Source organism: Yersinia sp. 2540 StPb PI (assembly GCF_052217165.1).
Lineage (GTDB): Bacteria > Pseudomonadota > Gammaproteobacteria > Enterobacterales > Enterobacteriaceae > Yersinia > Yersinia enterocolitica_E.
Map to the genome: position 1 here is coordinate 4,681,786 of NZ_JAZGQC010000001.1, position 26,213 is coordinate 4,707,998.

Genomic DNA, 26,213 nt, shown 5'->3' on the forward strand with positions numbered 1-26,213 from the left:
GGTATCCGCAATACCGGCTCTACTCACCTGTAAAAGTATGGAGTCCGAACATGAGTGAATATTTCAAAGGTAAAAAGCTGCTTGTTGTCGGCGGCACCAGTGGTATGGGGTTGGCTGTAGCACGTAGGGTATTGGAAGCGGGCGGCAGTGTTGTACTGACGGGGAATAAAAAAGACAAAGCTGAAGCCGTGCAAAAAGAATTGAGCACATTGGGTTCTGTGTCGGTTATTGCCGCAAACTTGATGACACAAGAAGGCATGGAAACCATCCGGCAGGAAATCAATGCAAACCACCGGGACATCAGTTTAATGGTGAATGCAGCCGGTATTTTTATACCTAAAGGGTTCACCGAGCACAGCTTTGATGACTATGACATGTATCTTTCACTGAACCGCGCAACATTTTTCATCACTCAAGATGTGGTGAAGAACATGTTAGCTGCAAAGCTGAAAGGATCTATCGTGAATGTGGGATCGATTGGTGCGCAGGCTGCGTTGGCTGACTCTCCATCATCAGCATACTCGATGGCTAAAGCAGGTTTACACGCTCTGACACGTAATCTTGCAATTGAGCTCGCCAAGACAGGTATCCGAGTTAACGCCGTGTCACCAGGTATCGTGCATACCCCAATTTACGAAGGTTTCATGGACAAGGCGGACATTGCCGATGCAATGAAATCGTTGAATGATTTCCATCCACTGGGTCGAGTTGGAACGGTGGAGGACGTGGCGAATACCATCTTATTCCTGCTGTCTGATAAGACCGCGTGGGTTACGGGCGCTATCTGGGATGTGGATGGCGGTATCATGGCAGTAAAAAGATAACGTTATCATCATTCCCAAAGCCGCCGTATATCCCGGCGGCTTTCACTCTATGTTGTCATCACTTCATTTACCAAAGTGGACTTCAGGCGTTGCACTAAATGACTTTGAAGTTGTCCCTGCAAAAACGGACACGATTAATTAAACACTGTATTTTTTGTCGACATTATTGTGCTGGCAGTCATTAGTTATCAACCCACACCACCGCACAAACCTGATGGTCAGTCAGCACTGCGTCTCCTCGCACCCACCAGCATTGCAGCCCAAAACACGCCGCCGAACAGTGACAACGTGATACCGACCAGAACGGCCAGGTAAACACCGTCAGAGGGCAACTGAAAGGCGCTCATCAAACCGCCAAAAACCGCCACCCCAAGGGCCGAACCTGTTTGTCTGCTCGCGTTGAGTACTCCAGCCCCGATGCCCGCTTGTTCCTGCGTCACTTTACTCATGAGTTCGGCGGTGGCTACCGGCGTAATAATGCCCGCCGCCAGACCGAGCGCCGGAAAAAATAGCGCAATACGCCAGTAGGGAACATCGTCTCCCAAATCAAACAGGCCGGCAAACCCTGCGGCGTATAAAATACAGCACCCTGATATCAGCCAAAGCGGGCCAAAAACTTTATTCAGTCTCCCTGAGATAAAACTGCCCATTGTCACCATCACAGTTAAAGGCAGAAAGGCCATTCCTGTGTCAAAAGGCGACCACCCACGGATCTGCTGAAAATACATACTTAGCAGGAAAAACAGACCATAAAAAACTAGCGCAGACATGAGCGACACAACGACAGATGCTGAAAATAGAGGAAGGCGGAACAGGGCCAAAGGCAGCATAGGATGCGTATGTGCCCGTTCAGTCAGAATAAAGCCTGCCCATGAGCATAACGCGACGAACACGCCAAAGCGTATCCCGTTATCCTGCCATCCCAGTTGGGGAACCTGAATCAGTACGGCCATTGAACTGCTCAGCGCGATAATAACCCACAGTTGTCCCATTAAATCCAATGCTCTTTTCAGCTGTACGGCGGGTGGCGCAGTGATCCGCATCGTCAGTACTATTCCTGACAACGCCACCGGCACATTCAGCAGGAAAATACTCCGCCAACCCAGTAATTGAATAATGATCCCCCCCAACAACGGCCCCGCGGCCATCGCCAGTCCCCCGCATCCTGCCCAGACGGCAATGGCTTTAGCCCGTTGATGTGTTTGGGGAAAAGCTTCATTGATTAACGACAACGAGGAGGGGACAAGGAGTGAGGCACCGACTCCCTGCAATACTCTGGACACTATAAGCACCGGCAGCGTTGAAGACAGTCCGCACAGCAGAGAAGCGACGGCAAATAAGAGCAGACCGGCGATATAAATATTTTTGGCCCCAAGCTTGTCACCCAGCGCCCCTCCACTGAGAAGCAGGGCCGCGAAGGTCAATGTATAGGCATTCACTGTCCATTGCAGGCCGGTTATTGTCGTATGCAGACTGAGGGAGATAGATGAAAGCGCCACATTCACGATGCTGGTATCAAGTATTACGATGATGTAACTCAGACTTGTGGCGAGCAGAACCCGCCGCTGACGGGGGGAAAGGTTTTTCATGTAAAGGCATCATGTGGTAATAAGGATAATGGACTATACCTTTATGCTCACTCACCATGATTCGACCCGCATCGAAGTGTACAATTCTCCCTCTAGTGTTTCTCACCATGGTGCCGAAAAAAATGAATCAATTTAAAATCTCAGTGGTGGCTCACCTCATTGCAGAACCGGTCCGGTCGGTGATGTTGATCATGTTGTCAGGGGGCGAAGCGTTCTCTGCCGGTGCATTGGCAGAGGCGACGGGAGTCACGGCACAAACCGCGAGTTTTCACCTGGCAAAGTTACGAGATGGCGGGTTGGTCAGCGTTGAGTCGGTTGGCCGCTACCGCTATTTCCGTTTAGCCGGGCCCCACATTGCGCATCTGCTTGAGAGTCTGGCGTCAGTAGGGCCGGTGACATCTGCCTGGCTGACCACCCCGAGCCCAGCGGCGAAAGATTTGCGTTTTGCCCGCTGCTGTTACGATCATCTGGCGGGGAAAATCGGTGTTGCGATTACGCAGGGGATGCTCAATCGCGGTCTGATTATGGCGCGAGAAAGTGCGGAATACGTCCTGACAGACGCTGGTTTCCGGTGGTTTAAAGAAGAGGGAATGGAGCTGGCAGACAGAGGCTCAGAAAAGGGAAACAGTATTCGTGTATGCCTCGATTGGACAGAAAGGCAATACCATATTGCCGGTTCTTTAGGCGCACAAATGATGCACGTATTCATTGAGAGGAAGTGGGTCTCACGTCAGGCGGGTTCGCGAGCCATAAAGGTCACCGTCATAGGTTGGGAGGCATTTGAAAAGCACTTCGGCATTGGTCAGCAGAATGGAAATATCACTCTGGAGCTGAATGTACCTTACTGACAACATCGACAAAATGATGCCACCACTTTGTCGATGTTATATTTCGTCCCAGAAAGTTATTAACGTATTGACCGTGATGACCACGCATCACACGTTTACCGTTGGGTATTGTATCCGTTCCTATTCTCGGGCACGCTGAAATATAAGAATATATCTTTATTGATACGCAAAATGTAGAGAAACACGTCACCGCGGACAAGACCTTTATCAATTCAGTCGCCCTCTTCAATCCCCCTAAATATTTCTGGATTTACCGAGTAAATCTCTTAGTTGGCTGATCTGATGAACTGAAAGCCAGGCGAAGAACATGAGCCTTAATGTCTACAGGCCATGCTGCAATACAGTGTTCAAGTTTGGTTCGATCGTCTGCGAAGAGCGCGCGTATTCCCTCCTCATAGCCAGGCAAGTCTCCGGCGATCTGATAAGCAGCCTCATGGGCTGCCCGTCTTTGTTCACGTGCCCCTTCCTAGTGCATGGCTTCGTCTGCCGGGTCGGGTGCTCGGTGAGCAATTCACGTTGCGTGGCTGGTCTTAAAAATGACCGGTGATACATTTATGCTTAGTACTGTGCTCGCCCTCGTTGGAGTGCCACGGGCACTTTTCATGCTAATTGGCGGCGCGCTGGTTGATCACTATTCGCCGAAACGTGTGGTGATATTGACGAAGTATATCAATATGCTTCTACTAGGTTCACTCGCATTTTTGGTGTTGAGTCATAATCTGAGCATCAGGATGATTGATGGACTGTCGCTGGCGATTAGAGTGGTGACTGCGTTCAGTATCCCTTCCGGATCTGCAATATTGCCGCATGTTGTCAAGATTGAACAGTTACACAGTGCCACTAGCATGATGCTGGGTCTACAGCAGGTGACAATGTTCACCGGACCATTACTGGCGGATCTGCTTATTACGTTGTTTAGCGAGAAAAACTCAGGCGTCGCTTTTGATTCTAATGGGTTAGGTGTGCTGTTTATGTTAGATACACTCAGTTTTGCTATTTCGGCATGGATGTTCGCGAATAAAGGCGTAATTAGGATTCCTTACGCCTAATGCAGTGGCAAAATTCAGTATTCCACTTCACCCATTTGAAATAGATATACCCGCCGAGCATTGATATGACCACATCATGCCTCGAGAAAACCGTAACCGACCAGGTGTTCAGGCATTGACCGAATGGGTAACAAGTGTGTTTGAAGAGGGGGAAATACATACGCGCATTCAGAGATGTAAATATAAGGTTTTATATAAGTAAAACTACATTGTGTTATGACGGCACATGCCAGAGTTGAAAAAGGACAGTAATGCCCTTTTATTTTTAAACGCGATAAATATTAAACTTTCAGTTGCTTAATCGCATCCCGTGTATATCAGAATAAACCACCGCCGCACCAATATTAAGGTTGACTGCCACGGCTACTCCAGCATGCTGATTCAACTCAGTTGAGTTTCATTGATAATTTCCATTAGAAAATCTGCAACAACCCTGACACGTGACGATGCAACCAGATCAGGATGGCTGACTAACCAAATATCTTCAGAAAATACCTTTTCTGTTGGTATGACTTTAACTAGATCATGGTGTTGCGATGCGATAAAACAAGACAGTACTGCCAAACCAAGATTGGCTTTTACGGCGGAAATCTGTGATACGACACTGGTTGTTACCAACGTGGAGGGAGTGTTTGGGTAGGTTTCATTAAGCCATTTGGAAGAGGGCAAGTGACTATAAGATGTGTCCCACGTGATAAAACCTCTTCCCTCCAGAGGATGGCTTTCGGGGGCTGGATACTGCTGGAGATAAGTTTCAGTGCCATATACCGCCGATGCCATGCTGCCCACTTTCCTTATTTTCAGCGAATCTTGTTCCGGGCGTATAAGCCGAAGCGCGAGATCGGCATCATTGCGTGACATTGAAACAGTATTCACGCCCGTAATAATTTCCAACAAGATATCGGGAAAGCGGGCGGTAAAACGGGGCAATGCCGGAATAATCAGGTGGCTTGCCAACGTTACTGCCGTTGCTAAGCGGACTTTCCCTGCCGGCCGGAGGTCTAATCCAGAGATGCCACTTTCAAGGGACAAAATTTTCCCTTCCACCTCCTCAGCATATTGAAGAACTTTTTGCCCTGCATCGGTCAAAAAATATCCGGTTTGATGATGGATAAAAAGACGAGTTTGCAGGCTGATTTCCAGTGCCCCAATTCTTCTTGATACGGTTGACTGGCTGACTTTTAGCTTGGTAGCTGTTCTGGTCAAGCTGTGTGTTCTGGCGACAGCGAGAAAGAAGCGTAAATCGTTCCAGTCCATATTTATTTTTACCTTTTCTATTTTCTATTTATGGAAAATAATTTTCCTATATTAACCGTACTTTTCTGATTTTGACATTCATATACTTAAATGAATCTATATCAACTGGTGATTTCACCGATCACCTATTCTTGACAGGAGCTACTTATGGAACTTGATAGTCGTACAGCATTAAATCTGAGCGCTACCGAGGTAGTACACGCTTATTTTTCTGCGTTTTCTCAAGGAAATATTAATGATGTCGTTGCTTTACTGGATGATAACGTTGTCTGGCATATCGATGGCAATCAGAACGTCTCTACCGTTGGACTATTGCAAGGGCCAGCACGGGTCAAACGCTGGCTAGAGAATTTCCCCAAGAATTTTAAGCCTCAGGCATTTTCCATTACGGATGTTATCGAGCATAACGGCAGTGTTCTGGCGCTGGGGAAATTTCGTCATACTGTTTTAAGTACGGGGAATACCGTCGGTAGTGAGATGGTAATTCATTTTAAAGTATCTAAATCGAAAATTACCCGCTATCAGATATTTGAAGATTCAGCGCTACTGAGCCGGGCTTTTGAACCCACGGATGAGTGGCAGGTGCAACAGATAAAAATCAATGGCACTCTTTATCGCTATTGGGATTATGGCGAAGGCCCGACGCTTATTTTTGCCCATGGACTATTTGTTAATCATGATATTTTTACTGCTCAATTTAGTGCTCTGAGTAAGTCGTATCGCTGCATTGTCTTGGACATGCCGGGTCATGGACAAAGCGGATACAATCCAGATGGATGGACACTTGACAGTATCAGCCAGGATTTGGTGTTGATGATTAAGGAACTCTCGCTGGGAGACGTCACGTTTATTGGACAAAGCCAGGGTGGAATGGTTGGTATCAGGCTTGCCGCTCTTTATCCGGAAATAATCTCCAAATTGGTGCTTATCGGCACCTCTGCCAGAGAAGAGTTCCCTGAACGGTTGGATAACTGGCGTAGGCAGCGCGAGATTTTACTTAATGGTTCTGAACGAGAACGTGAAGCGATATTTTCTGCTATTCAGCGCCATATTAATGGCAAAGAGTGGTTATTAAAAAATCATGCTGAGGTCATCCACGAAAGGGCAATTATGCTGGCTCATAATCGATCAGGGTTGGTGCTTGCTCTAGATGCTGCCGTTTTTACCCGGGGTGATGTGCGGGAATTGCTTGCCTGTATCATGGTACCAACGCTGATTATTTGCGGCGAAAGCGATACTGCAACGCCCGTGGCTCTTAGCCATGAAATGGCTGCCGCGATTCCAAAAGCATTACTGCTCACCTTAGCCAACGTAGGTCATCATCCGACGATTGAAGCTGCTCAGGTTGTGACCCATGCGATTACTGAATTTTTAGGTTCTGAATGAAATACTCAGTACTAACCGTACAAATTCTTGTGAATATGATGCTCATTAACCAACAATGGGATGTCAGCGAGGCTTTAGGTTCACTCGTACGATAAACAACGTTAAGAAATTAACAGACTGAAATATCAAAACATATGAGACTCATTTTTGGGGTTTAATAGAGGACTTCAAAAATCGAATTTTATCCTTTGGGTATCTTTAGACGGTTTACCGCACTTTTAACCCCAGTGGCCCTCTACGCGAAATCCTCATAGCCTCTATGATATCCGATTTTTGATAGTACCGATGGTTCACCCTATTTTCATGTGATATTGGGTCATCCACCATTTTAATTTGAATAGTTTCAGTGTATAAAACTGGGTTTTTATACAGATTTAGGGCGAAAAATGATGCTGGAAAAAGGTATTCAGGAACTGGTGCAGGACTTTATCGCCCAGGGGCGTCCCTCGATCAGGGATCTCCATATTACTGACCGACGGGCTAACTATGTTGCCAGTACAGTTTTGGCCGGGGAAACGGAAACGCGTGTTCAGATAGAAGATATAACGCTTGAAGGATCCCGCTTTCGGGTCGTTTCACCCCTGAATACTGCGGGTAGTCTTCCCACACTTATCTACTATCACGGCGGCTGTTTCGTTAGTGGCGGCTTTTCCACTCATGATAAGCAGCTACGTCAGCTTGCTTATTACGGCAACTGCCGGGTGATTGCCATCGAGTACCGCCTTGCCCCCGAGCATATTTTTCCAGCCGCACATGATGACGCCGAAAAAGGGGCAAACCTTATCTGGCAATACGCAGACAAACTCGGTGTTGATCGTTCGTGTATTACCCTTTCCGGCGATAGTGCAGGTGGCCATCTGGCTTTTGTCACCGCTCTGCGGCTGAAAGCCGCGGTCCAATGGCAGCCACGCCAGCTTATCCTTATTTACCCGATGCTTGACGCGACAATTCATTTTGAAAGCTATACCCGCAATGGGTTGGATTATGTGATAACTCGCGATACTTTGCTGACCGGGTATGATATGTATCTGTCGCATACTGAACGTTTGCATCCTGAGGCCAGCCCACTGTGGCGGGACGATTTTAAAGGCTTACCGCCAGTGCATATCATTACCGCTGAGTACGATCCGTTATGTGATGAAGGTGAAGCTTTGTATCAGCGACTGACAGAACAAGGAGTCATCTGCACCTGCCAACGCTGGTCCGGAGTGATACACGGTTTCCTCCAACTTGGTGGTATCAGTCAGGCAGCGTGTGATGCGTTGAGATACGTAGCTTGGCGTAGTAATTCTGTCAGCCAGTAAACTAGTAAGGGTTATTAATGACTTTGTAGACGGTGTAACGAGCTATATTTAGCTTCCTAATTATCCTGGCGCGCCAATTATACTGAGAATAAAAACATGTTATTAAAAACAGTATTGACAGGGTATGAAAAATCCGTAAATTAGCTTTCAACAGCGGAGACATGAGTGTCTACCTGTTAATTTTAAAAGTGTTGAATAATTTATTTTATGTTATTATTTTTAATAGATATTAAAGTATGTATACAAAAACGCGATGATGTAAGGCTCTGTTACATAAGTTATTTAATGTCGCGGCAATGTTAGAGAACATGGTTAAAATATTGCGACAATAGTAAAGCCACGCATCAAAGAGTCTATATCGCGAAGGGGAGATGTACTTGTTTAACCTAGCCTGACTTAGTGTTCTAGAAACTAACAGGTAGTTTAAAACCGGAAGAATATAGGAGTTGTAGTCAAATTTTATCACCTAATATTATCTGTAAAAACTTGTGCATTTAAAGTAGTACCCAAAGCAGTACGAAGTCACTAAGTATATTAATGTCAAATTTCAAGTATGCAGTACCTTAAAAGCCCTAACTATACTCGTTAGGGCTTTTATCGTTTATAGGCTAAATATAAAAAACGAGAAGGCTAGTGCCCACCGGATGTGGCATCAACACCAAGTAAAACACCTCAATAACATGATTAAATGCGACCACGGCAAGCTGAAACGGATAATTAATCCAATGTTAGGCTTCGATTCATGAAGGCGAATTACTAACTAATCAAGGGGGTAGAGGTGATTCGAGTGTTGCATAAAGGTCAGGCTAAGACTTGGTATTATGGTTATCCCCTGTGCGAAGAGCGTCGGATGAATTACGTTTCAAGTCTTTAAAACTTTTAGCTTGAGGGCAACTTTACCCTAAGCGGCTATTGGCAACAGTGACAATATTTTTACTGACGGCTGTTCAGGTGGACTGCGTCGATAATGACCCTGGTGAGGCGCTGACGCAGTACCTGAACTCACCATGCCTAACGAGGGCACAGCAGAGTATGATTACTTAGAATGCATACCGCACACCCAGCATCACGTCATTCGACGTCACCGAGACTTGCGCTGTTTCACGATTTCCCCGGCGAGTCGTATAACCTGTTTCAACATCTCCGGCATCGAGGTAACGGTAACTGAGGTCCATACTCATGTTCTCCATTATAGTCCAATTAACCCCCACCCCCACCGCCCAGGCGAAGTTGGTAGTACTCCCGGAGTGGTTACCACTTCTTACCGAACCATCAACGATGCCTGTACTAATTTGGGTATCGGTACTTACGGTGTATTGATCCAAAGACAGACGACTGAAACCCACACCGGCAGAAACCCACGGCGTGAACGCTGTGCTGTTATGCATATCCCAATAGGCATTCATCAACACAGTCTGAAGTTGAACGTCCAGGCTGTTTTCTGTTTTACCTTCATAGCCAGGATAGCCAAACGGGCCTTCGTCATACGCCATGTTGTTATTGGAGTTTGCTTTCCCGTAACCGGTGTATTCCAGTTCTAGCCGCATCGGCAGACTGAACTGCGGATGAAAATCGTAACCTGCCGCCAGAGAGCCCGCAAAGTTACTGTCACGTTTACTGCCAAAATCATCAGAAACCCTGTCTGATGCATAGCTCAGGGACTGATTGCTGAGACTCGTTATCCCCACGCCCACCTTACCCGAGAGGTAGACCCCATTTTCAGAGGCAGCCAATGCAGAGGCCGACACCAGTACCAGTAAACCCGACAACAACGTTTTATTGAATATCATGACATTTCCTTGTGAGTAGAGTCATGGACAGTGATAACACCTCAGGGTCCAGGCTCTGACTACAGAGCTATTGTCACAACGACAGGCATAAACGCTTAAAGAATCGACTGTCCTTGTTACCCATCACGTTATCGCCACACCCCTTAATTGATAGAATATAACGATCAATAATATACTATCGATCGTTAACACCGATCAATTGAAAATGTAAATATCAAAAAAAACATGCTGGTGTAGGAAAGCTCACCACTGTCATACAAGGTTGCAGGGCATGTTCTCGCCCATCAGTGAAAACGCTATTTTTTCTGTTGGCGAAGGGGAATTGATTCTAACGATAAGCAACCTGTCGGGTGTCGTAAGGGGTATTCGTCGCTTTAGCCCTCACAGCGGTTGCCGAGGATGCAGGGTGAGTCCTGTCGATGAATGACCATGGTTAGCACCATGCCATCGGTGAAAGATGTGTGACTCACAGTGGTGGGTGCGTTTGAGTACGCACCCGCATTTTCCACTGAGCCACGAAGATAACACGGTGTGAACAAAGGTTGGCGATCATGCAAAAAACTATTTAGCCCACACAGGATATGGGTAAGGTTTTCCAACCATACGGTAATGACAGCAGAGTCTGAAGTGATACCACATTAGTTATCCTTAACGTAAAGTGGCTTATATTATTGTTAACTAAAAAGTTTTATACATCCTTAACCACCGCAAGTTGCGGAAGGATCCGTTTTACTTTGGCAGGGGGTACAACTCAATCGGTATTGGCGCCTTCTGGTCATATTTCAGTATCTGTTACTCACTTTACCGGCGACGGGCTACCACCGGAAGTCTGCTGATAAACCGCCTCCATCTGTTTCGCGTCTGGATGACTGACGATATTCACCCATGCGGGCCGTAGACACAGGAGAAGCCAGTTGCAGCATCCCGTAGGGCAGTATACTGCAGGTCAAACACCTTCGGATGGGTTCGATCTATCAGGAAGAACTTCATTCCGGCTAGCTCACCAGCCGGGCATACATCGTTCCACGCTTCACTCACCAGAGAAGCCTCCAATTATTCTTCAGCGGAACAAGCAGCCGTAGATGATGACACGTGGCAAGGTTAAACAGCAGCATCCGACACGGTAAGGCACCGTCAGTTTCCCACATCCATCGAAGTAGGCAGTGAGGGTTTCCTGCTGCGATACGCGTCTGTGCATGGTCACCGAAACGGCACCAGCCGTGGGTAGTGATCAATTTCTGCCCAGAGTATAGGGTTGATTCGCTGCGCATTTGTCAGTTTTTTATTAAGTCATTCCATGGGAAACCTCTGCCTGAGTTGAGAATAGCACCAGTCAAAAGAAGGGGACGCTAAGTAATTAAATCGAGATGTAGGGATGAGTACCGGCCCATCTCACAGAGCCGGTCGTTATGGTAACGTCTCAGTACTGGCTGCAACCAAATGAGCGTTCTGCGCTGCTGTAGTGTTTGGTACGATGCTTTGCCATGTAGCTCAAACGGAAAGTCAGTGCATCCAGTTTATCCATGAACTCCGGCTTATTGAGCTCCAGGAAAGCCAGAGGATTATCAACAAAGTGCACCAGCGTCAGATATTCAGGCCAGTCACGCTTCTTCATTGCACTTAGCCAGGCGTTCTGAACAAGAGAGGCCAGACCTTTCCCCTGCTCGCCGTAGCTTCCCAGAGCATTGAACGTGTCTGTGTTGACGAAGAGGGCCATGTGATAATGCTTCTTGCCACCCAGTTCTGGTTGCTCCAGCACCCAGACGTAGCGAACTGAAGAGCGATGGCAGCGTTTACCTTCCCGGGCTTTTCTTTGCCGGTAAGCGACTATCTGAGCTTTCAACGATTCGATAAAACGGGACATCAGCCCTTGGCTTAAGTCAGCATCACTGACAATACTGTCACCCACATCCTCGTCTTCCGGTAAGTGTAAATCCACCCTGATAACCGTGGTTTGTGGATGGTCCTGCAGTGCGTTACAGAGTACCCCTTCGATACGCTGTAGATATTTCCCGTTGAAAGGTTCATGGCGTTGATCCACTACCATTGGGTGGATGATGTCATCGAACAAAAACATAATAGTTTCCTCCACCTGTAGGGAAACAGCAGGCATAGTGCTGCCTTCCTGAAACACAGACAGGCATAGTGATTGGGAGATTCAGGGAGTAACGTTGATAGGGATACTGATTACAGGCGTTGTTTGTTGTTCAGCATATGGATCAGATGATTACAGCCTTATGCTCATTTAGGTATTTATTTAAGCATCTGTATAATATGAATATTCATAGATTATTAGGCGCATACTTAACAGGCATATATTACCTATCCGACATAAGTACCGTTCAGAGGAACCTTTTAGCACAAGGCTTAACTGATTGTTTTAATGACAATAATTACTCCGAAGTTAGCTGTTCCATAAAATATGTGTTTACCTTGGAATGGCGATGTATCCCGTCAGCATTTCGAGTGGCTTAAATCAGCGGTTCGAGTACAGTGCGATACGCAAAGCAGACGTATTCATCCATCATGCTGGTGAGCCTGTGGTTCTCAGTCTGCCGGTCATTAACCCAGTTATTGACCTCCTCGCCTGATTTTAACTTCAGATTTTCAATCCAGTCAGCAAGACTATTTCCCAGCATCAAATCGTACCAGCACAGCCAGACAAGCTTTAGACGGAGCTCAGTTCCGCTGAACTGTTGAAACAGGCTGGTGAGTTTATTCGCCAGTGAACGTTGTTTTAAGCGGACACATTCAGAAAGCAGGACACCTTCCAGCATCGGATGATGGACGAGCAAATGCTCCTGCGTACATAAACTGACGCTCAGGTCGTCCTCAAGGGATAAGGATGCTGTCGATGCTTTACCGTAAATGATTCGGTGCAGGCATTGCGGAACAATCGCAATAACTGGGTCTTTCCCAGGAAATTGCAGACATCCTACTGTCAGGGTATGGGTGTAATAAATATTCTGATGGCACATACCCTGGCAAACGGCCAGTTTTGTAAAACCCATCAGCCAGGTTTGGTAATATTTATGGAGCTCTTCGTAACGGGGTTTATAGTCTTTCATTCAATAATCCTTGGGGCCAAAGGGTATGCAGCCAGAAGCCGCCGATAGCATCGGACAGTGACTCTGACTGTCAGGGAATAGGGTTAATGGGGCTGTACGGTGTGGGACGAAAAGGAACGGATGCGCTGATGCACGATAACACACTGTATAAAATAGGCTTTATTTGCGCCTCTACAGGCTCCTGCTACGTGATTAAGGGAAAACCCATGCGTGTATGCCAGCAAGCGCCTACGGTCCTCTGACGGGTCAGTCCCCCACTGATGTTCCGCTGTGAGGACGTGGTCGCGCGGCACGGTTATAACCTTCAGTCAGCATTGTCAGGCCCTGGTAGGCTTTCTGCTTCGCTGCCAGCCATTGACTCAGTGTGTCAGGAAGCCGTAAGTGCAGCGTATACCACTCACTCATCTCCGACCCTATAACCAGTTCACACCAGAACAGCAGTGTCAGGGCCTGCTGAATAGTCGGGGCATGCAACCGGAACATCATCTGTAACTGCTCCGCCAGCGTTCCTTTCTCCAAACGATAACATTCGTTGAGTAGCACACCGGAGAGTAGGGGCCAATAGGTCTGTTTGGTTATCTTAGGGACAACGGCACACGCGTCTACGCCAGGTGAGTGCGTTATCTGAAGCAGGCACTGCGGAATAACTATAATGGTGCCCTCGGGGGTGAGGCAGGATGTCATCGCCAGCCGGTGCCATTGCGTGAGCTCCTGCTGACACAGACAGTGCCAAAGGCTGATGCGGGTGAAGTCATCAAGCCAGGTTTGATAATGGTGAGTATCGGAGACGTGTTTTGCATGTTGGGTCCTTGAATGTCAGATTTTAGGTAGCCGTAACCCTCCGCATTGAGCGGATAGTGAAAATACGGCTTTGAATGGGGTCACTGGGTGGAGTAGGGCTTACCGGCGGGACTGCGTTATGCGCTCCTGAAGCCAGGCTTCGACTTCGCTTTTCAGCCAGCGAGAGCTACGGCCCAGTTTGATAGGTTTGGGGAACGTGCCGTCGCTGATGAGCTTGTAGAACCATTTATCGGTTAAACCGGTCAGTTGAGTGATGAATGCCATATTGACGAATTGATCTTCGAGTAGGGTAGGTTTAGTCATCATGATTTGATTCTCCGGTTGTTGTTAAGAGCGCCGGAATCGGAGTGATTTTCGTACTTTGTCCGCTCTGGCATAACAACCGGTGTTTCTGTAAAAAATGAGGAGCTCGGTTCGCTTACCTCAGTTTGTCACTTTTAAATCTGTCCTTATCGAGCGCATGAGTGCTGGAGTCTGATTAGGACACAGTACTTTCAGTCCCAGGAATTAAAGCAGGAAAATTACCGATATTTTTTACAAGTATGTTGATGGGGGTAAGTATCTACTAACAATAAAATAATTTATTGAAAATCATCTCTAAGATATGGGTCATTATTAATTATGATAAACTCAAAAATAACTTGCAGGGGTGCTGTATAAATTAGACTCGTCTACTTACATCGACTCAGGATTAGCTCGTGGGGATAATATATGGGTTGGAAAGGTTATTGTATTTATGAACTCTATAGCTTAGATGTGGAAATTAACGAAGGGTACTGAATAATTTAGTCCTTGGGCTTCATGGAGGAGTTCACCATGATGTTGATTCTTTTAATTTTATTAGGGACGTTTTCTTGTTGTTTTTTTATGATATTTAAATTGTATTGTAGGTATCGGTAAGATAATGCTGGGTTTCGGAGTGGATGAAATTAGTGGTAGGTGTTTTATCAAAAAAATAAAATTGAAAGGCAAAGGTAATTTCATGAGTTTTTTAAAAAATTACCCATTATGTGAAATAATTTAAGGTTAGAGAGGGTTTCTTTCTTTACATGCTGGGAAGTTAGATGTTAGTTGTTTTTATACAAAATAGGTCATCAGTTATGATTCGATAGTCACAAAATTCTACGGACCATCTTGAGTGCCAGTAATTGATGGGTGTCAGTATTTTCAGGTAGTAACAGTGGAGAAGTTTAATAGTCTGGTTTTTCAATAAATGGTGGAATTTAAGTCTGTTGGTATGAAATAAAAACTCTGAGTGTTCCAGTACCATAAAATTATATTTTAAGCAGCAAGTTGCATTCCTCTCAATAGATTAAAGAAATTGCTATCATCTGATAATACATGAGTGTGACGGAAGCAATGGTATAAAAATAATCAGTGGTTTCTTTACCTCCTTATGTCGCCTGTTTTGTTACATTAATCTCTAGCTGAGCATCGGATTACATGCTAAAAAATGCCTCCTTACTTGCAAAAATAGACCGCCTAGACAGAGTTTACATTAAGATATTGACACGAGAATATCTACGCAAGAAACTACGTTAATGTCTACGTAGAGTGAATGGTTATTTTGATGGTAAAAATTATACATTGCATGTATGAGAAGCGGCTTTCATTAATGGTTTTATATCTGGTTGGAAAGAGCGTTCCCTTATCAGAGAATGATTTGGATATATTAATTAGTAAAGTTATGAATGGTGATTCAGTGGAGGGGAACTTACTTAATTTAGTCAATGATAAAGGAGGTTTGACAAACAATTTACCTGAGAAACAACTGGAGTTTTTTAAAATCCAGGCAAAAGATACATTGATACCTGAAGGTGAGCTTGCGTGGTTTAACAACCCTAGAGCGTTATCTTATGTTTTCGATATGCTTCATTTTGAATATCGGATTCTTTATAACAAAGAGGTTAATTTCTTTGACGTTGTGCTGCCGGTTGGCGTTTTTAAGGAAAATGAAGATCGGATTATTCACGAAGCTGCTTTAAGGTTAATTGATAGGCTATGTGCAGCATCAAATAAACAACATATTCAATTATTACTTAATGAGCGAAAGCAAGTATGGGAAAGAATTCAAAGCAAATTCAAAAATCCATTTTGGTTTCCATCTGACAGATATAGCTCGCATTATGATTCTGATTATCGATGGCTGTTATCATATTTTGAAAAAATTAAAATCACGGAAAAAAGTGTTGATATTTATAAGAAAAACCTCCCGCACCTAGTAATATTTTCATTGTTTGATCGGTGGGTTTCCAAACATACTGATTCTGAGGTTGAGCTGTTTATCATTAAACTCAAGAAGGCATGGGGGCAAAAAAAATTTAGAGATGGTGTTAAAGATAAAAAGGTATTGAACACTTACATTGGCAAGGAGAGTAAAAAACAACTGGATTATCTTGTAAGAAAAAACAAAAGAAAAATAAATGAAGAGTTAGAGGTTCTCATCCATGATGCTTACATGAAAGCAATCATTAAATATTAACTGGCTATATTTAAAAGAATCTCAGATAGATATTATCCCCATGACCATTTCCCTTAAGCCCGCCAGAGTCTTTATGATTCTGGCGGGCTTTCTTTTTGTTGTCTGAGGTAATTTCATGAATAAAGGTGAAGGCATTCATCGGATGGCGCAGTCTGTTAGTGCACTGCCGGATGCAGTTAAAGCGCACATCTTATTACACGTTTGCAGGCTTGGTGATTATGAGCCGGTGATTGGTCTTATGGGAAAAACAGGCTCCGGAAAATCATCATTGTGTAATGCTCTTTTTGCGAGTGACATTACGCCAGTCAATGATGTTATAGCCTGTACTCGTGAACCACTCCGTTTTCGCCTACGTATGGGGCGGCATAGTATGGTGCTAGTTGACCTACCTGGCGTAGGTGAAAGCGCTGCGCGCGACCATGAGTATGCAGCATTGTATCAGCGCCTTTTACCGCGCATGAATCTTATACTCTGGGTAATCAAAGCTGATGACCGGGCTTTGTCGGTCGATGAACAATTTTACCGAGATGTCATCGGTGCTCATCGCGACAAGGTGTTATTTGTCGTCAACCAGGCTGATAAACTTGAGCCTTGCCATGAATGGGATAACGCAAGTCAAACACTATCCCCTCTTCAGAAAGTCAACCTCAGCCATAAATTACGCGATATCCGCTCTCAGTTTTCGCCTAACAATCCAGTCTGTGCAATTTCCGCGAAGCATGGATGGGGGCTAAGTCAAATGGTGGATAACCTGATGCGAGCTTTGCCCGCGAAAGCCAGTAGTCCTTTTCAAACCCAACTAAACGATAACCTCAGAAGCCATTCTGTCAAAGAGAGTGCGCGCGCAGACTTTGGCAAATCTGTAGGGGGTGTGCTTGATAAAGCGGCCATGCTGCCATTTATACCTGAAACTGTCAGAGCACTTATTCTCGGTGTGCGTGACTCGGTGGTTTCAGTCGCCCGAGCCATATGGGACTTTTTCTTCTGAATTAACAATACCTCTCATCTCCCAATTTCAAAGGCCTGTTGCTCACGTAGCAGGCTTTTTTTATTTCATTTTGAATGACAACGAAGGAGTACTTATGGCCCGTTTATCTTCCCGCTTTGGCTCTGCCAACATAATTCGCCGTGACCGTCCCTTAACTCGCGATGAATTATTTAGCGCCGTTCCCAGCGTATTCAGCGAGGAAAAACATGCATCACGCAGTAACCGTTATACCTATATCCCTACAATTACCCTCCTCGACAACTTGCAGAAAGAAGGTTTTCAGCCGTTCTTTGCCTGTCAGACAAGGGTTCGTGATCCCGAGAAGCGCGAGCATACCAAGCACATGCTGCGCCTGCGCCGCGAGGGGCAGATAACGGGTAAACAGGTTCCCGAAATCATTCTTCTGAATTCGCACGATGGTTCAAGCAGTTACCAAATGCTACCAGGGTTATTCCGCTTTGTCTGCCAGAACGGGCTGGTGTGCGGCGAAACGTTTGGTGAGGTGCGTGTACCGCACAAAGGCGACGTCGTTGGAAAGGTCATCGAAGGCGCGTATGAGGTGCTGGGTATATTTGATCGTGTTGAAGAAAAACGTGAGGTCATGCAGTCATTAATGTTACCTCCACCAGCGCAACACGCGTTGGCAACAGCTGCCATCACTTACCGTTTTGGAGAGGAGCACCAGCCGGTGACTGCAGCCCAGGCTCTATCTCCCCGTCGATGGGAGGATAAGTCTGATGACCTTTGGACGACTTATCAGCGGATCCAGGAGAACTTAATCAAAGGCGGTCTTAACGGGCGAAATGTAAAAGGTAAACCAGCCCGCACTCGTGCTGTTAACGGTATTGATGGGGATGTGAAGCTGAATAGAGCGCTTTGGGTGATGGCGGAGACCATGCTGGAACATACGCAAGGTCGTTTACCGATTTAAGTATTTGATGCCCTGGACACACCCTGTCCGATATGGGTAACGATAATCCCGCAGATGACCACGAGGAACCCGCTACCAACTCGCCCTGTATCTGGGTTCCCGTAGAAATAAAAATATTTTCCGTTGTGTCCATATCCTGTCCGCCCCCCTAGTTAAAATAATCACACAATTTATCAGCCAGTTAACTTTCTACGGAGACCATGCAATGCCACAGCCTGAACGTCGCTATGATCGGCTGGCCGTGAGGTTGTCACTGATTATCAGCCGTCTGCTAAACGGTGAAACACTGAGCGTGCGCATACTGGCGGTAGAGTTCGGAGTATCGGTACGTACACTCCGCCGGGATTTTCGGGAGCGACTGATTTACCTGGATTTAGAATATAAAAATGGTCTGTGTCGCCTGGTGCCAGGGAGCCACACTTCCTCAGGCGAACGTGACGTACTCCACTTCGCCCGCCAAACGGGCGTCTCGGTGGTCTTCCCGGTACTTGATAGCCGTTTAGTCAATATGCTGATGAACAGCCGCGATGACTCGCCATGCATTATTTACCAAACCCCGTTACGAAGTGTTGCCGCCCCCTCTGAAAGTTTTCATCTGTTAACACGAGCGATAACAGAGCGGTTGCTGGTGACGCTTTTTAGCGGCGGACGGCAGTATGAACGTCTGGCCCCTTATCGCCTTATTTGTCTGGACGGTATTTGGTATCTGGTTTGTGAGTATCGCGGATATCTGAACGTATTCCTGGCTATTGAAATTACCGAGGTCAAGCTTCTTAAAGAGTCATTCTCCCGCCGAGATGATCTGAGCCGCCTCACTGCCGGTAATGACTTTATTACCGCACTCCCACATTTCCGTTTCATCCATGACGTTTTAAAGGAATTCAATAGCCAAAAATTGGCTTAAAGGTTAATGCGTTATCCCATTATTTCATTTATACCAGACAACATATCCATTCGCAGGAGTGACAGATGAACACAACATTGAATAAGAAATTGATAGTACTCGGGAGCCTGCTTTTAGCATTTAACACGCAGGCTTACAACGTCGTGGGGTCGGTAAAAGCCTGGTCGGATATGAGGCAAAGTGGATGGAAATCGGCAGATGGGTTTACCGATGAGCAATTAGGCATGCCACTTTATAAAGCTAGTGTCATTGAGAACTATCCCTGGACGGATCACTTTTTCATCAGAACGGGATGGCAGGGAAACTTTTTCCTGGCGGACAAGAGAAGCAAGACCATTAAATTAGTTAAGGCCCCCAACGATAAACCCGCTGATTTGACCGTAGTATATCAGGGAGAAGATACGGGGAAAGGATGCTATTTCAGCATCGTCGACTCACAATCCGGGCAGAATCTTTCGAGGGAGTATAACGAGCAGGTTGCGCCAAAAATTTTAACGACGATTGCCGATAAGTGCATCAATAAAAAGCAACTGGCTGAGATCAAAGCCAAAGAATCATCTGACGACAGGCTGCTTAAACAATGGGTAGCGAAAGAGACGCTCAATGAGCTATGCCGAAAGAAAGGGAATTGCTGACGCCATCTCGACTATCGAGTGCTTTCAAAATCAGGATTGTAGAAAATAAGGACGAATAGATGATAATGCGCCAATATGTTTTATCGGCATCACTTTGCTTACTCGCATCTCCTGCTCTGGCTATCCCCAATATGTGGAGTAGTGGCTTCGGGCAGGGCAATGCGGAATACACCATCACCAGCACGGATAATGTGGCCTTCACGATCAACTGCACCGGCAATCCCGACAAGGATGGAATACTTGAGCATGGTGTAGCCGTTACGTTAGCCAATGGCACGACTGTATATCCTGGGGATCAAAATCCTAATATTGTTGTTGTAATGAGTGACCAACAGTATTGGATCCCTGCCTCTCTCGGGTGGCGAAATGCCGATAATGCATGGGTATCGTTCATTGGAGATATTGCGAAGGCTCAGAGTTTCGATGTTTACATCAATGATAAGAAGGTGAGCAGTTATCAGGTCAGCTTGAAAAATGCCCAAAAGGTACTTCCACAAGAGGGTGAATGCACCGAAATTTATTACCGATAAAGAACGCCGAATTATCAATCCATTCTTTTATTGAACCCCTGTCGCATATGCGACAGGGGTTTTTCATTTTAAGGACCCGCTATGTACGAAATTGCACTGACTAGAACGTTCACCGCATCAGAAGAAAATATTATTCAGCAGGCCATGAATTGATGTCTGACATTCCTGCTGGGGCACGACTGGCTGACAGCTACCCAGAGTCACTGGAGAATGAACCCGGTTGCCGGTCAATATCAGACGATGACCTGTGCGCTTTTTGCCATCATCTGGCATATCGCCCCGGTGAAACCAGCCTGTGCCAGTTGATGTCCGAGGACAATGACTGGCCTGCCTGCTTTGACGCTGATGGTTACGCACAGTCCTGCACCCAACTGCAACTGATTTTTACCGCTCCCCAGCCAGCACACGGCTGATAATTAATCGTACCTAAACGCACTCCCCGGTAAGTACTTACTCACTTTTATCACCCCCCACAAACAGGTTCCCCCGGTTTTCCGGTGGGGCCTGTTTTGTTATTAACCGATTATGGTACAAGGATTTTTCTCATGAACAGCCCCCTCAATACAGAAACAAACCCACTCACAGCCACCCGGATTTCTGATGCGCAACGCATCCATTTCTGGCCAAAACACTTTGGTCAGGTACCCAAATGGGCGTTGATTGAACCACAGGCTTTTCGTTGGCTGGACCGGTTGTGTGACGACTACCACGGCGACTTTTGGGACTTCTACACCTTACCCAACGGCGGGGCATTTATGGTGCCGGGTACGGAGCAAGACTACGCGTTGTTTAACGAACTCAATGGCAACGGGGCCACCGTCAGTCGTGAAGCTGCGGGTATTACCGCCTGCCTGATGGCTTACAGTCACTATGCCTGCCGTACTGAAAATGAGCTTATGACCGAACACTTTTACCGATTGCGCGAATATGCCTTACAACACCCTGAAAGCCTGGCTATTTTTGACTTGATTGACTGACGAACAGGAGTTTCCCCATGCCACATCAGCCTATGCGTGCTTCACTCCCCACTTTGCCTTTTGCCCAGCAACAGATTATCAGCCAGGCACTGGCGATACTGGAAACCCAACTCCGACACCGGCCCTACACCTTGACATCACCCGAGGCAGTGAAAGCCTGGCTGCAACTCCATCTTCGCCCTCAGGGGCGGGAGTGTTTTATGGTGCTCTTTTTGGACAACCGGCACCGCTTGATGGCCAGTGAAACCGTTTCTGTCGGCACCTTTAATTCCACCACAGTTTACCCCCGCGAAATCGTTATTCGGGCACTGCACCACCGCTGTGCTGCCGTTGTCATCGCCCACAATCATCCGGCCGGAGATCCCACACCGAGCCAGGCTGACCGCACATTGACTGCCCGACTGGTTAATGCGTTGAACATGGTCGACATTCGCGTACTGGACCACCTGATTATCGGTGAGAGCGAGCCGGTTTCGTTAGCCGAGTTGGGGTGGCTGCCATGTTAGCGACTATCCAACAAACCAACATCCTGACCCTTCGCGGTCTGCAATGCAGCACGGCACATATCACCGAGGGCGACAATGCGCTGCTGTACCGGATATCCCATTGTCAGGTGGCATTCGGCGATGGCGAATGGATCCATTTTACCGGCACAGGCTATTTGCTGCGTCTGGATGCCTGGAACCATCCGGTATTGCGGCTCAGGCAGTTGGGCCTCTCCAAAGCCTGCCGCCGTCTGGTCACCACATTAATGAAACGCCATGGGCTAACCTATCTACATATTGATGCCTTGGGTGATGTGTTGCCCGGTTTCGTCACATTCAACTGGTGATACCACCGCTCGTCTCCTGGCGTAATCCCTTATTATCCATATTGAGAACACCCCCATGAAACCACGACCCACCCCACCGGGCGCATTGCCCGTGTCTGCGATTTATCAACAACTGCTCGCTTTCCTGCTGGAGCATCACTACGGCCTGAGCCTCAACGATACGCCTTATCACGATGAACAGGTGATTGCACAACAGATAGAACAAGAGATTTCCGTTGGTGACACCGTCAATACCCTGGTTGAGAAATATGCCTTAGTGCGTATTGGTCGTACCGGGTTCAGTGCATTGGCACAAGACCCGATGTTGAGCAAAGGTGATATCGTGCGAGCTCGCCAGGCCGCAGGTCTGTGGCGTGCACATTTTCCGCCAACGTTGCTGTACCCAACCGAGTCCCTCAATCCTATTCAACCACAGAGATAGTTAACATGGATAACAACATTACTACTTCCCCAACATGGGGCCTGAAACGTGATATTACGCCGCGGTTGGGAGCCAGACTGGTGCAGGAAGGAACACACCTGCACTTTCTGAGCGACAGAGCCCACATTGTCGGCACCTTTTCCCTTGAAGCCACTCAGGCTCTTGATGCAGCGTTTCCCACACTGATAACCAAACTGGAATCGCAGTTGCTGTCCGGGGCGCTGGATCCACGCCGTCAGCAAGGCATTACCGTTCGGCATGGAGAATTTGTCTGTGAAGCGGATACGCTGGGCAGTCACGGTTACCTCTATATCGCTGTGTATCAGAAACTGGCTTGAACAGCAGATTCTGGCACCTAAAACATCCCTCTTCCTCGACGCCAACAACAATAGTTGGCGTTTTGCTTTTATGGAGTCCCCACCATGTCTACTTCACTCAACGCAGTTATCGACGAGCCGCAGGTTCTAACCGGCCACACCGATGTGATTTGCTCCACCAGCATTGAACGTATCATCACCGTGCGTAACACCGCGCTGGTGCAGATTGACGCGCTTATCCACCAGCTTGAGGATATCTCGGCCATCACCAACAGCATTGGCGGTGGAATGGCAAAGGACTGGGCCATGCGACAAGATTTCCGCTGCGGCAGCTGGCTCATGGAGAAAACAGAAGCGGGCATGAAAGCGATTACCCGCAATCTCGATCGCAGTATATGGCAAGATTTGATGTTGAAATCGGGGATGCTGAGCCTGATGGATGCCCAAGCCCGTGACCAGTGGTACAGGAACCTTGAGGGGGATAATATTCCTGCCATCAGCGAAGCCAACATACTCAGTACCTTTGAGCAACTCCACCAGCAGAAGGACGAGGTATTTGAACGCGGGGTCATCAATTTATTCAAAGGATTATCCTGGCACTATAAAACTAACAGTCCATGCCAATTTGGCAAAAAAATAATCATGAGCAATTTGGTCAGTTGCAACCAATGGGGCTTTACCCTGAACCACGGTTACCGGCGAGACCAGTTGGCGGATTTGGAACGAATGTTGTACTTACTGGACAGTAAGGCTATTCCGGATAATCGGGGAGATGTGACAACTCGGCTTTATGCGCATATCAGTGCCAATCCACATATAGCGAAAGTTTATGAAGACGATTACTTTTCGATAAAATACTTCATGAAGGGATCAGCGCACTTGGTCTTTAAACGATCAGACTTAGTGAATAATATGAATGATATTGTGGCGAAGCACTATCCAGAGATGCTGGCAACTCGCGTGTAAGTATTGCACCTAACATGCTACTGTCATCAAGTCATATCGCTGTTTGGTTACTACAACTGTTCTCCCATACTAGCCTGTGCAAAAGCCACAAAAGTTAGCGAGGGTACAAATGTGGGCACAAAAATAATCGAATTATATAAAATAGTTATATTACATAAAGATAACATCAAAGGGCGATTCCGAGTCCGCACCACTATTTAAGCTTGTTTGTTACTGCGGCTGAACATCAGTCTTAACAAGCAGGTGATTAGACAGGAATACGATACCTCGTAATTTCGTCACATGGATTGTAAAAATAGTTAGCAATCAATTAGCTCACTTGTTAAATTAAGTGGGCTTTGTTACGTGTTATGGTTACCACAGAGCTTCCTCTCGTGTCAAACCAGCAAGGCTAATTGAGCCCTTGCCTCAAGCTGTTACATAGGTACCCCATCAAAGCGACCCACTCACTTTTAGAGATCTTCCGATATACAGATTATGTCCCTGAGAAGATCACGATGCGCAAGATCCGATTCACTAAGCACCAAATCATCGCCGTTCTAAAATCTGTCGAAGATGGCCGGATCGAGTGTCATAAGGCCGCTATCTCTTGAGCCAGCTATTACAACAGGAAGGTAAAGTAGGCGGTATGGAAACCACTGATATCAAAAAGATCAAAGATCTTGAGGACGAGAATCGTCGTCTGAAGCAGAGGTTTGCCGATCTGAGTCTGGAATGCCGAGCGCTGAAAGACGTCATAGAAAAAAAGCTTTAAAACCAGTGAGCTAAGTGTGAGTTTAGTCCAACGAATAGCCAGATTAGATTTGTAGGCATTATAACAGAATCAACATATCGGGATAATAACATTAGAAATATACCTGACGAATATTAATCGTTTCAGTAAAACTGTAAGCACAGTCTTTGATATAAAAAATAAGTTATTTAATGTTAATATTAATTACCTTAATAAAGAAAAATTATGCGACCATTCAGATTACTTATAAAAAGGCTATTGAAAACATATAAATTTCCGCAGAAAAAATAGATTAGGCTATCTTTCTGAACGTCCAGACAATGTCTTCCTGTTACATCAACAAAACCAACCTGCTGCAAAAAATTTCAAGAGAAATAAATAGATTTTATAATAAGCATATTGGTATCCAGTAAAAATATGCGAGAAAGGATAAAATATCGGGAACGTAGGTATACCGTATACAAGTAATACAACTGTGTCTCTCAAAAGACGGTATTGACCACAAAAATCTGGAATTGACTAAAGCCTATACTCGAATATTGGTGTTCGACGTGGCACCCACAACTGGGTACAGCATCTCGATGCGCTGGCAATGTTACTATACTGATAATGCCAAGCCATCCAAATCTCCAATACCTTTTCAAAAAAAGTAAGTTGCTATTTAAATCGGGAATTTTTTCCATTTATTATATAGTTCAACTAAGCTAGTCGTTTGATACTTCTTAAGTATATTAATTTTATGAGAGCTTATTGTTTTCGCACTAATACTCAACAAATCCGAAATATCTTTAGTGGCCATACCAAACATTAAAAGTGTTAATATTTGTTTTTCTCGCCCAGTTAATTTTAATGATTTATTTTTACGGGATGAAAATGCATTAGAAATTTCATTCAAAGAAGTCATAAGGCGATAAAAACACTGGTTTATTGTTGACTCTATCTCCATAACCGGAGCTGCTTTACAAAGATGTATTAAGTCCATATCCTTAAAACAGAAGTAATTTTCTGATAACTCACTTTCTTTAGAGTAAAAAATAATATTTATTTTCTTTGTTTTTCTTTTAATCTTATTTAATATATAATATTGATTAAACACTGGTATATTATCAGTATCAAAAATAATAACCGGGTTGACAGACGTTAATATTTTATGCTCAAACTCTGGCAATGAGGTACACATCTTAATAACCGCACTGACTCTATCGGACCGATGAATGATTACAGGCTCTATAATCGTTTTTAAACCAAATCGGATTAAATCACTATCGCTGAATATAATAACATCTCTCATAAATCACCTTTTACATTTAGATTATCTAACGATTAATCGAATAAACAAACAGTTAAACGCAAATCAAATATCTGGTGTGGATCAAAGAGTATGCGTTGAGACCGTCCCGGGTCTCTTTATCCATCCTGGTTTAATAGTGGTTAATCGTAAAAATAGTTTTCTATCCGTCCAACAAAAAAATAATAGTTACACTCATGATATATTAAGCAGTATGTATATTAAGTTTGACACAGACTATTAGTGAATTTCTTTTCAGATGTCAATACTTAAAATAGCTGACTATATTGTCA

25 protein-coding genes and 3 pseudogenes are annotated in these 26,213 nt (G+C 45.7%); 19 read left to right on the top strand and 9 right to left on the bottom strand.

Going from position 1 to position 26,213, the window contains the following annotated elements:
- Positions 1–50: 50 nt before the first annotated feature.
- Entirely contained in the window at positions 51–824 is a 774-nt protein-coding gene (locus V1956_RS21975; protein WP_442825685.1) for an SDR family NAD(P)-dependent oxidoreductase, read from the top strand.
- 218 nt (positions 825–1,042) lie between these two features.
- Here V1956_RS21975 and V1956_RS21980 read toward each other — a convergent pair whose 3' ends face one another.
- Entirely contained in the window at positions 1,043–2,413 is a 1,371-nt protein-coding gene (locus V1956_RS21980; protein WP_442825686.1) for an MFS transporter, read from the bottom strand.
- 122 nt (positions 2,414–2,535) lie between these two features.
- Between V1956_RS21980 and V1956_RS21985 the strand changes: the two genes are divergently transcribed.
- Positions 2,536–3,261, top strand: coding sequence for an ArsR/SmtB family transcription factor (locus tag V1956_RS21985; protein ID WP_442825687.1), 726 nt, complete (start codon positions 2,536–2,538; stop codon positions 3,259–3,261).
- A 250-nt stretch (positions 3,262–3,511) separates the two neighbouring features.
- Here the strand turns inward: V1956_RS21985 and V1956_RS21990 are convergent.
- Positions 3,512–3,709, bottom strand: a pseudogene (locus tag V1956_RS21990) (DUF2239 family protein); the annotation flags it as partial.
- 76 nt (positions 3,710–3,785) lie between these two features.
- Between V1956_RS21990 and V1956_RS21995 the strand changes: the two are divergent.
- Entirely contained in the window at positions 3,786–4,310 is a 525-nt protein-coding gene (locus V1956_RS21995; protein WP_442825840.1) for a hypothetical protein, read from the top strand.
- A gap of 381 nt (positions 4,311–4,691) precedes the next feature.
- Here V1956_RS21995 and V1956_RS22000 read toward each other — a convergent pair whose 3' ends face one another.
- The gene (locus V1956_RS22000) at positions 4,692–5,567 is read right to left on the bottom strand and encodes a LysR family transcriptional regulator (RefSeq protein WP_442825688.1); all 876 of its coding nucleotides are present in this window, start codon (positions 5,565–5,567) and stop codon (positions 4,692–4,694) included.
- A gap of 147 nt (positions 5,568–5,714) precedes the next feature.
- Here V1956_RS22000 and V1956_RS22005 point away from each other — a divergent pair, with 147 nt between their 5' ends.
- Positions 5,715–6,953, top strand: a complete 1,239-nt coding sequence (locus V1956_RS22005) for an alpha/beta fold hydrolase (protein ID WP_442825689.1) — start codon at positions 5,715–5,717, stop codon at positions 6,951–6,953.
- A 386-nt stretch (positions 6,954–7,339) separates the two neighbouring features.
- The gene (locus tag V1956_RS22010; RefSeq protein ID WP_442825690.1) at positions 7,340–8,257 is read left to right on the top strand and encodes an alpha/beta hydrolase; all 918 of its coding nucleotides are present in this window, start codon (positions 7,340–7,342) and stop codon (positions 8,255–8,257) included.
- Between the two features lie 1,040 nt (positions 8,258–9,297).
- Here V1956_RS22010 and V1956_RS22015 read toward each other — a convergent pair.
- From V1956_RS22015 to V1956_RS22035, 5 genes are all read right to left on the bottom strand, one after another.
- Entirely contained in the window at positions 9,298–10,047 is a 750-nt protein-coding gene (locus tag V1956_RS22015; RefSeq protein WP_442825691.1) for an outer membrane protein, read from the bottom strand.
- Positions 10,048–11,467: 1,420 nt separating this feature from the next.
- Complete coding sequence (locus tag V1956_RS22020; protein ID WP_442825692.1) at positions 11,468–12,124, bottom strand: inovirus Gp2 family protein; 657 nt, start codon at positions 12,122–12,124, stop codon at positions 11,468–11,470.
- A 394-nt stretch (positions 12,125–12,518) separates the two neighbouring features.
- The gene (locus V1956_RS22025) at positions 12,519–13,115 is read right to left on the bottom strand and encodes a hypothetical protein (RefSeq protein ID WP_420075351.1); all 597 of its coding nucleotides are present in this window, start codon (positions 13,113–13,115) and stop codon (positions 12,519–12,521) included.
- A gap of 246 nt (positions 13,116–13,361) precedes the next feature.
- On the bottom strand, positions 13,362–13,799 hold the full coding sequence (locus V1956_RS22030) for a secretoglobin family protein (protein WP_442825693.1): 438 nt from the start codon (positions 13,797–13,799) through the stop codon (positions 13,362–13,364).
- A 216-nt stretch (positions 13,800–14,015) separates the two neighbouring features.
- Positions 14,016–14,222, bottom strand: coding sequence for a helix-turn-helix transcriptional regulator (locus tag V1956_RS22035; protein ID WP_271311736.1), 207 nt, complete (start codon positions 14,220–14,222; stop codon positions 14,016–14,018).
- Positions 14,223–15,486: 1,264 nt separating this feature from the next.
- Here V1956_RS22035 and V1956_RS22040 point away from each other — a divergent pair.
- The 14 genes and pseudogenes from V1956_RS22040 to V1956_RS22105 form a co-directional block, all read left to right on the top strand.
- On the top strand, positions 15,487–16,398 hold the full coding sequence (locus tag V1956_RS22040; protein ID WP_442825694.1) for a hypothetical protein: 912 nt from the start codon (positions 15,487–15,489) through the stop codon (positions 16,396–16,398).
- A gap of 115 nt (positions 16,399–16,513) precedes the next feature.
- Positions 16,514–17,386 (top strand): GTPase family protein, encoded by an 873-nt coding sequence (locus V1956_RS22045; protein ID WP_442825695.1) that lies wholly within the window; start codon positions 16,514–16,516, stop codon positions 17,384–17,386.
- Positions 17,387–17,480: 94 nt separating this feature from the next.
- The gene (locus V1956_RS22050) at positions 17,481–18,317 is read left to right on the top strand and encodes a DUF932 domain-containing protein (protein ID WP_408561170.1); all 837 of its coding nucleotides are present in this window, start codon (positions 17,481–17,483) and stop codon (positions 18,315–18,317) included.
- A gap of 205 nt (positions 18,318–18,522) precedes the next feature.
- Positions 18,523–19,221, top strand: coding sequence for a helix-turn-helix transcriptional regulator (locus tag V1956_RS22055; protein ID WP_219651528.1), 699 nt, complete (start codon positions 18,523–18,525; stop codon positions 19,219–19,221).
- Positions 19,222–19,286: 65 nt separating this feature from the next.
- Positions 19,287–19,856, top strand: a complete 570-nt coding sequence (locus V1956_RS22060; protein ID WP_372568814.1) for a hypothetical protein — start codon at positions 19,287–19,289, stop codon at positions 19,854–19,856.
- 65 nt (positions 19,857–19,921) lie between these two features.
- Entirely contained in the window at positions 19,922–20,386 is a 465-nt protein-coding gene (locus V1956_RS22065) for a hypothetical protein (protein WP_167311689.1), read from the top strand.
- Between the two features lie 152 nt (positions 20,387–20,538).
- Positions 20,539–20,799, top strand: a complete 261-nt coding sequence (locus V1956_RS22070) for a hypothetical protein (RefSeq protein ID WP_042569334.1) — start codon at positions 20,539–20,541, stop codon at positions 20,797–20,799.
- 132 nt (positions 20,800–20,931) lie between these two features.
- The gene (locus tag V1956_RS22075) at positions 20,932–21,363 is read left to right on the top strand and encodes an antirestriction protein (protein ID WP_271311731.1); all 432 of its coding nucleotides are present in this window, start codon (positions 20,932–20,934) and stop codon (positions 21,361–21,363) included.
- Positions 21,364–21,395: 32 nt separating this feature from the next.
- Positions 21,396–21,869, top strand: a complete 474-nt coding sequence (radC, locus tag V1956_RS22080; protein ID WP_042570110.1) for a RadC family protein — start codon at positions 21,396–21,398, stop codon at positions 21,867–21,869.
- A 29-nt stretch (positions 21,870–21,898) separates the two neighbouring features.
- Positions 21,899–22,195: pseudogene (locus tag V1956_RS22085) on the top strand (DUF5983 family protein); the annotation flags it as partial.
- A 55-nt stretch (positions 22,196–22,250) separates the two neighbouring features.
- Positions 22,251–22,616 (top strand): TA system toxin CbtA family protein, encoded by a 366-nt coding sequence (locus tag V1956_RS22090; protein WP_372568816.1) that lies wholly within the window; start codon positions 22,251–22,253, stop codon positions 22,614–22,616.
- Between the two features lie 5 nt (positions 22,617–22,621).
- The gene (locus V1956_RS22095; protein WP_174634602.1) at positions 22,622–22,954 is read left to right on the top strand and encodes a type IV toxin-antitoxin system YeeU family antitoxin; all 333 of its coding nucleotides are present in this window, start codon (positions 22,622–22,624) and stop codon (positions 22,952–22,954) included.
- 84 nt (positions 22,955–23,038) lie between these two features.
- Positions 23,039–23,899: a DUF4942 domain-containing protein gene (locus V1956_RS22100; RefSeq protein WP_442825696.1), complete on the top strand. Its 861-nt coding sequence runs from the start codon at positions 23,039–23,041 to the stop codon at positions 23,897–23,899.
- A gap of 497 nt (positions 23,900–24,396) precedes the next feature.
- A pseudogene (locus V1956_RS22105) lies at positions 24,397–24,647 on the top strand (transposase); the annotation flags it as partial.
- 646 nt (positions 24,648–25,293) lie between these two features.
- Here V1956_RS22105 and V1956_RS22110 read toward each other — a convergent pair.
- On the bottom strand, positions 25,294–25,923 hold the full coding sequence (locus tag V1956_RS22110; protein WP_442825697.1) for a LuxR C-terminal-related transcriptional regulator: 630 nt from the start codon (positions 25,921–25,923) through the stop codon (positions 25,294–25,296).
- Positions 25,924–26,213: the final 290 nt, after the last annotated feature.

Excerpts from the sequence above, each read along its gene's own strand:
- V1956_RS22020 (WP_442825692.1), bottom strand. The coding sequence starts at position 12,124 with ATGTTTTTGTTCGATGACATCATCCACCCAATGGTAGTGGATCAACGC.
- V1956_RS22090 (WP_372568816.1), top strand. The coding sequence starts at position 22,251 with ATGAAACCACGACCCACCCCACCGGGCGCATTGCCCGTGTCTGCGATT.
- V1956_RS21985 (WP_442825687.1), top strand. The coding sequence starts at position 2,536 with ATGAATCAATTTAAAATCTCAGTGGTGGCTCACCTCATTGCAGAACCG.
- V1956_RS22030 (WP_442825693.1), bottom strand. The coding sequence starts at position 13,799 with ATGACATCCTGCCTCACCCCCGAGGGCACCATTATAGTTATTCCGCAG.
- V1956_RS22100 (WP_442825696.1), top strand. The coding sequence starts at position 23,039 with ATGTCTACTTCACTCAACGCAGTTATCGACGAGCCGCAGGTTCTAACC.
- radC (WP_042570110.1), top strand. The coding sequence starts at position 21,396 with ATGCGTGCTTCACTCCCCACTTTGCCTTTTGCCCAGCAACAGATTATC.
- V1956_RS22015 (WP_442825691.1), bottom strand. The coding sequence starts at position 10,047 with ATGATATTCAATAAAACGTTGTTGTCGGGTTTACTGGTACTGGTGTCG.
- V1956_RS22045 (WP_442825695.1), top strand. The coding sequence starts at position 16,514 with ATGAATAAAGGTGAAGGCATTCATCGGATGGCGCAGTCTGTTAGTGCA.
- V1956_RS22050 (WP_408561170.1), top strand. The coding sequence starts at position 17,481 with ATGGCCCGTTTATCTTCCCGCTTTGGCTCTGCCAACATAATTCGCCGT.
- V1956_RS22040 (WP_442825694.1), top strand. The coding sequence starts at position 15,487 with ATGGTAAAAATTATACATTGCATGTATGAGAAGCGGCTTTCATTAATG.
- V1956_RS22035 (WP_271311736.1), bottom strand. The coding sequence starts at position 14,222 with ATGATGACTAAACCTACCCTACTCGAAGATCAATTCGTCAATATGGCA.
- V1956_RS22095 (WP_174634602.1), top strand. The coding sequence starts at position 22,622 with ATGGATAACAACATTACTACTTCCCCAACATGGGGCCTGAAACGTGAT.
- V1956_RS22000 (WP_442825688.1), bottom strand. The coding sequence starts at position 5,567 with ATGGACTGGAACGATTTACGCTTCTTTCTCGCTGTCGCCAGAACACAC.
- V1956_RS22110 (WP_442825697.1), bottom strand. The coding sequence starts at position 25,923 with ATGAGAGATGTTATTATATTCAGCGATAGTGATTTAATCCGATTTGGT.
- V1956_RS21980 (WP_442825686.1), bottom strand. The coding sequence starts at position 2,413 with ATGAAAAACCTTTCCCCCCGTCAGCGGCGGGTTCTGCTCGCCACAAGT.
- V1956_RS22055 (WP_219651528.1), top strand. The coding sequence starts at position 18,523 with ATGCCACAGCCTGAACGTCGCTATGATCGGCTGGCCGTGAGGTTGTCA.
- V1956_RS22060 (WP_372568814.1), top strand. The coding sequence starts at position 19,287 with ATGAACACAACATTGAATAAGAAATTGATAGTACTCGGGAGCCTGCTT.
- V1956_RS22010 (WP_442825690.1), top strand. The coding sequence starts at position 7,340 with ATGATGCTGGAAAAAGGTATTCAGGAACTGGTGCAGGACTTTATCGCC.
- V1956_RS22025 (WP_420075351.1), bottom strand. The coding sequence starts at position 13,115 with ATGAAAGACTATAAACCCCGTTACGAAGAGCTCCATAAATATTACCAA.
- V1956_RS22070 (WP_042569334.1), top strand. The coding sequence starts at position 20,539 with ATGTCTGACATTCCTGCTGGGGCACGACTGGCTGACAGCTACCCAGAG.
- V1956_RS22005 (WP_442825689.1), top strand. The coding sequence starts at position 5,715 with ATGGAACTTGATAGTCGTACAGCATTAAATCTGAGCGCTACCGAGGTA.
- V1956_RS22065 (WP_167311689.1), top strand. The coding sequence starts at position 19,922 with ATGCGCCAATATGTTTTATCGGCATCACTTTGCTTACTCGCATCTCCT.
- V1956_RS21975 (WP_442825685.1), top strand. The coding sequence starts at position 51 with ATGAGTGAATATTTCAAAGGTAAAAAGCTGCTTGTTGTCGGCGGCACC.
- V1956_RS22075 (WP_271311731.1), top strand. The coding sequence starts at position 20,932 with ATGAACAGCCCCCTCAATACAGAAACAAACCCACTCACAGCCACCCGG.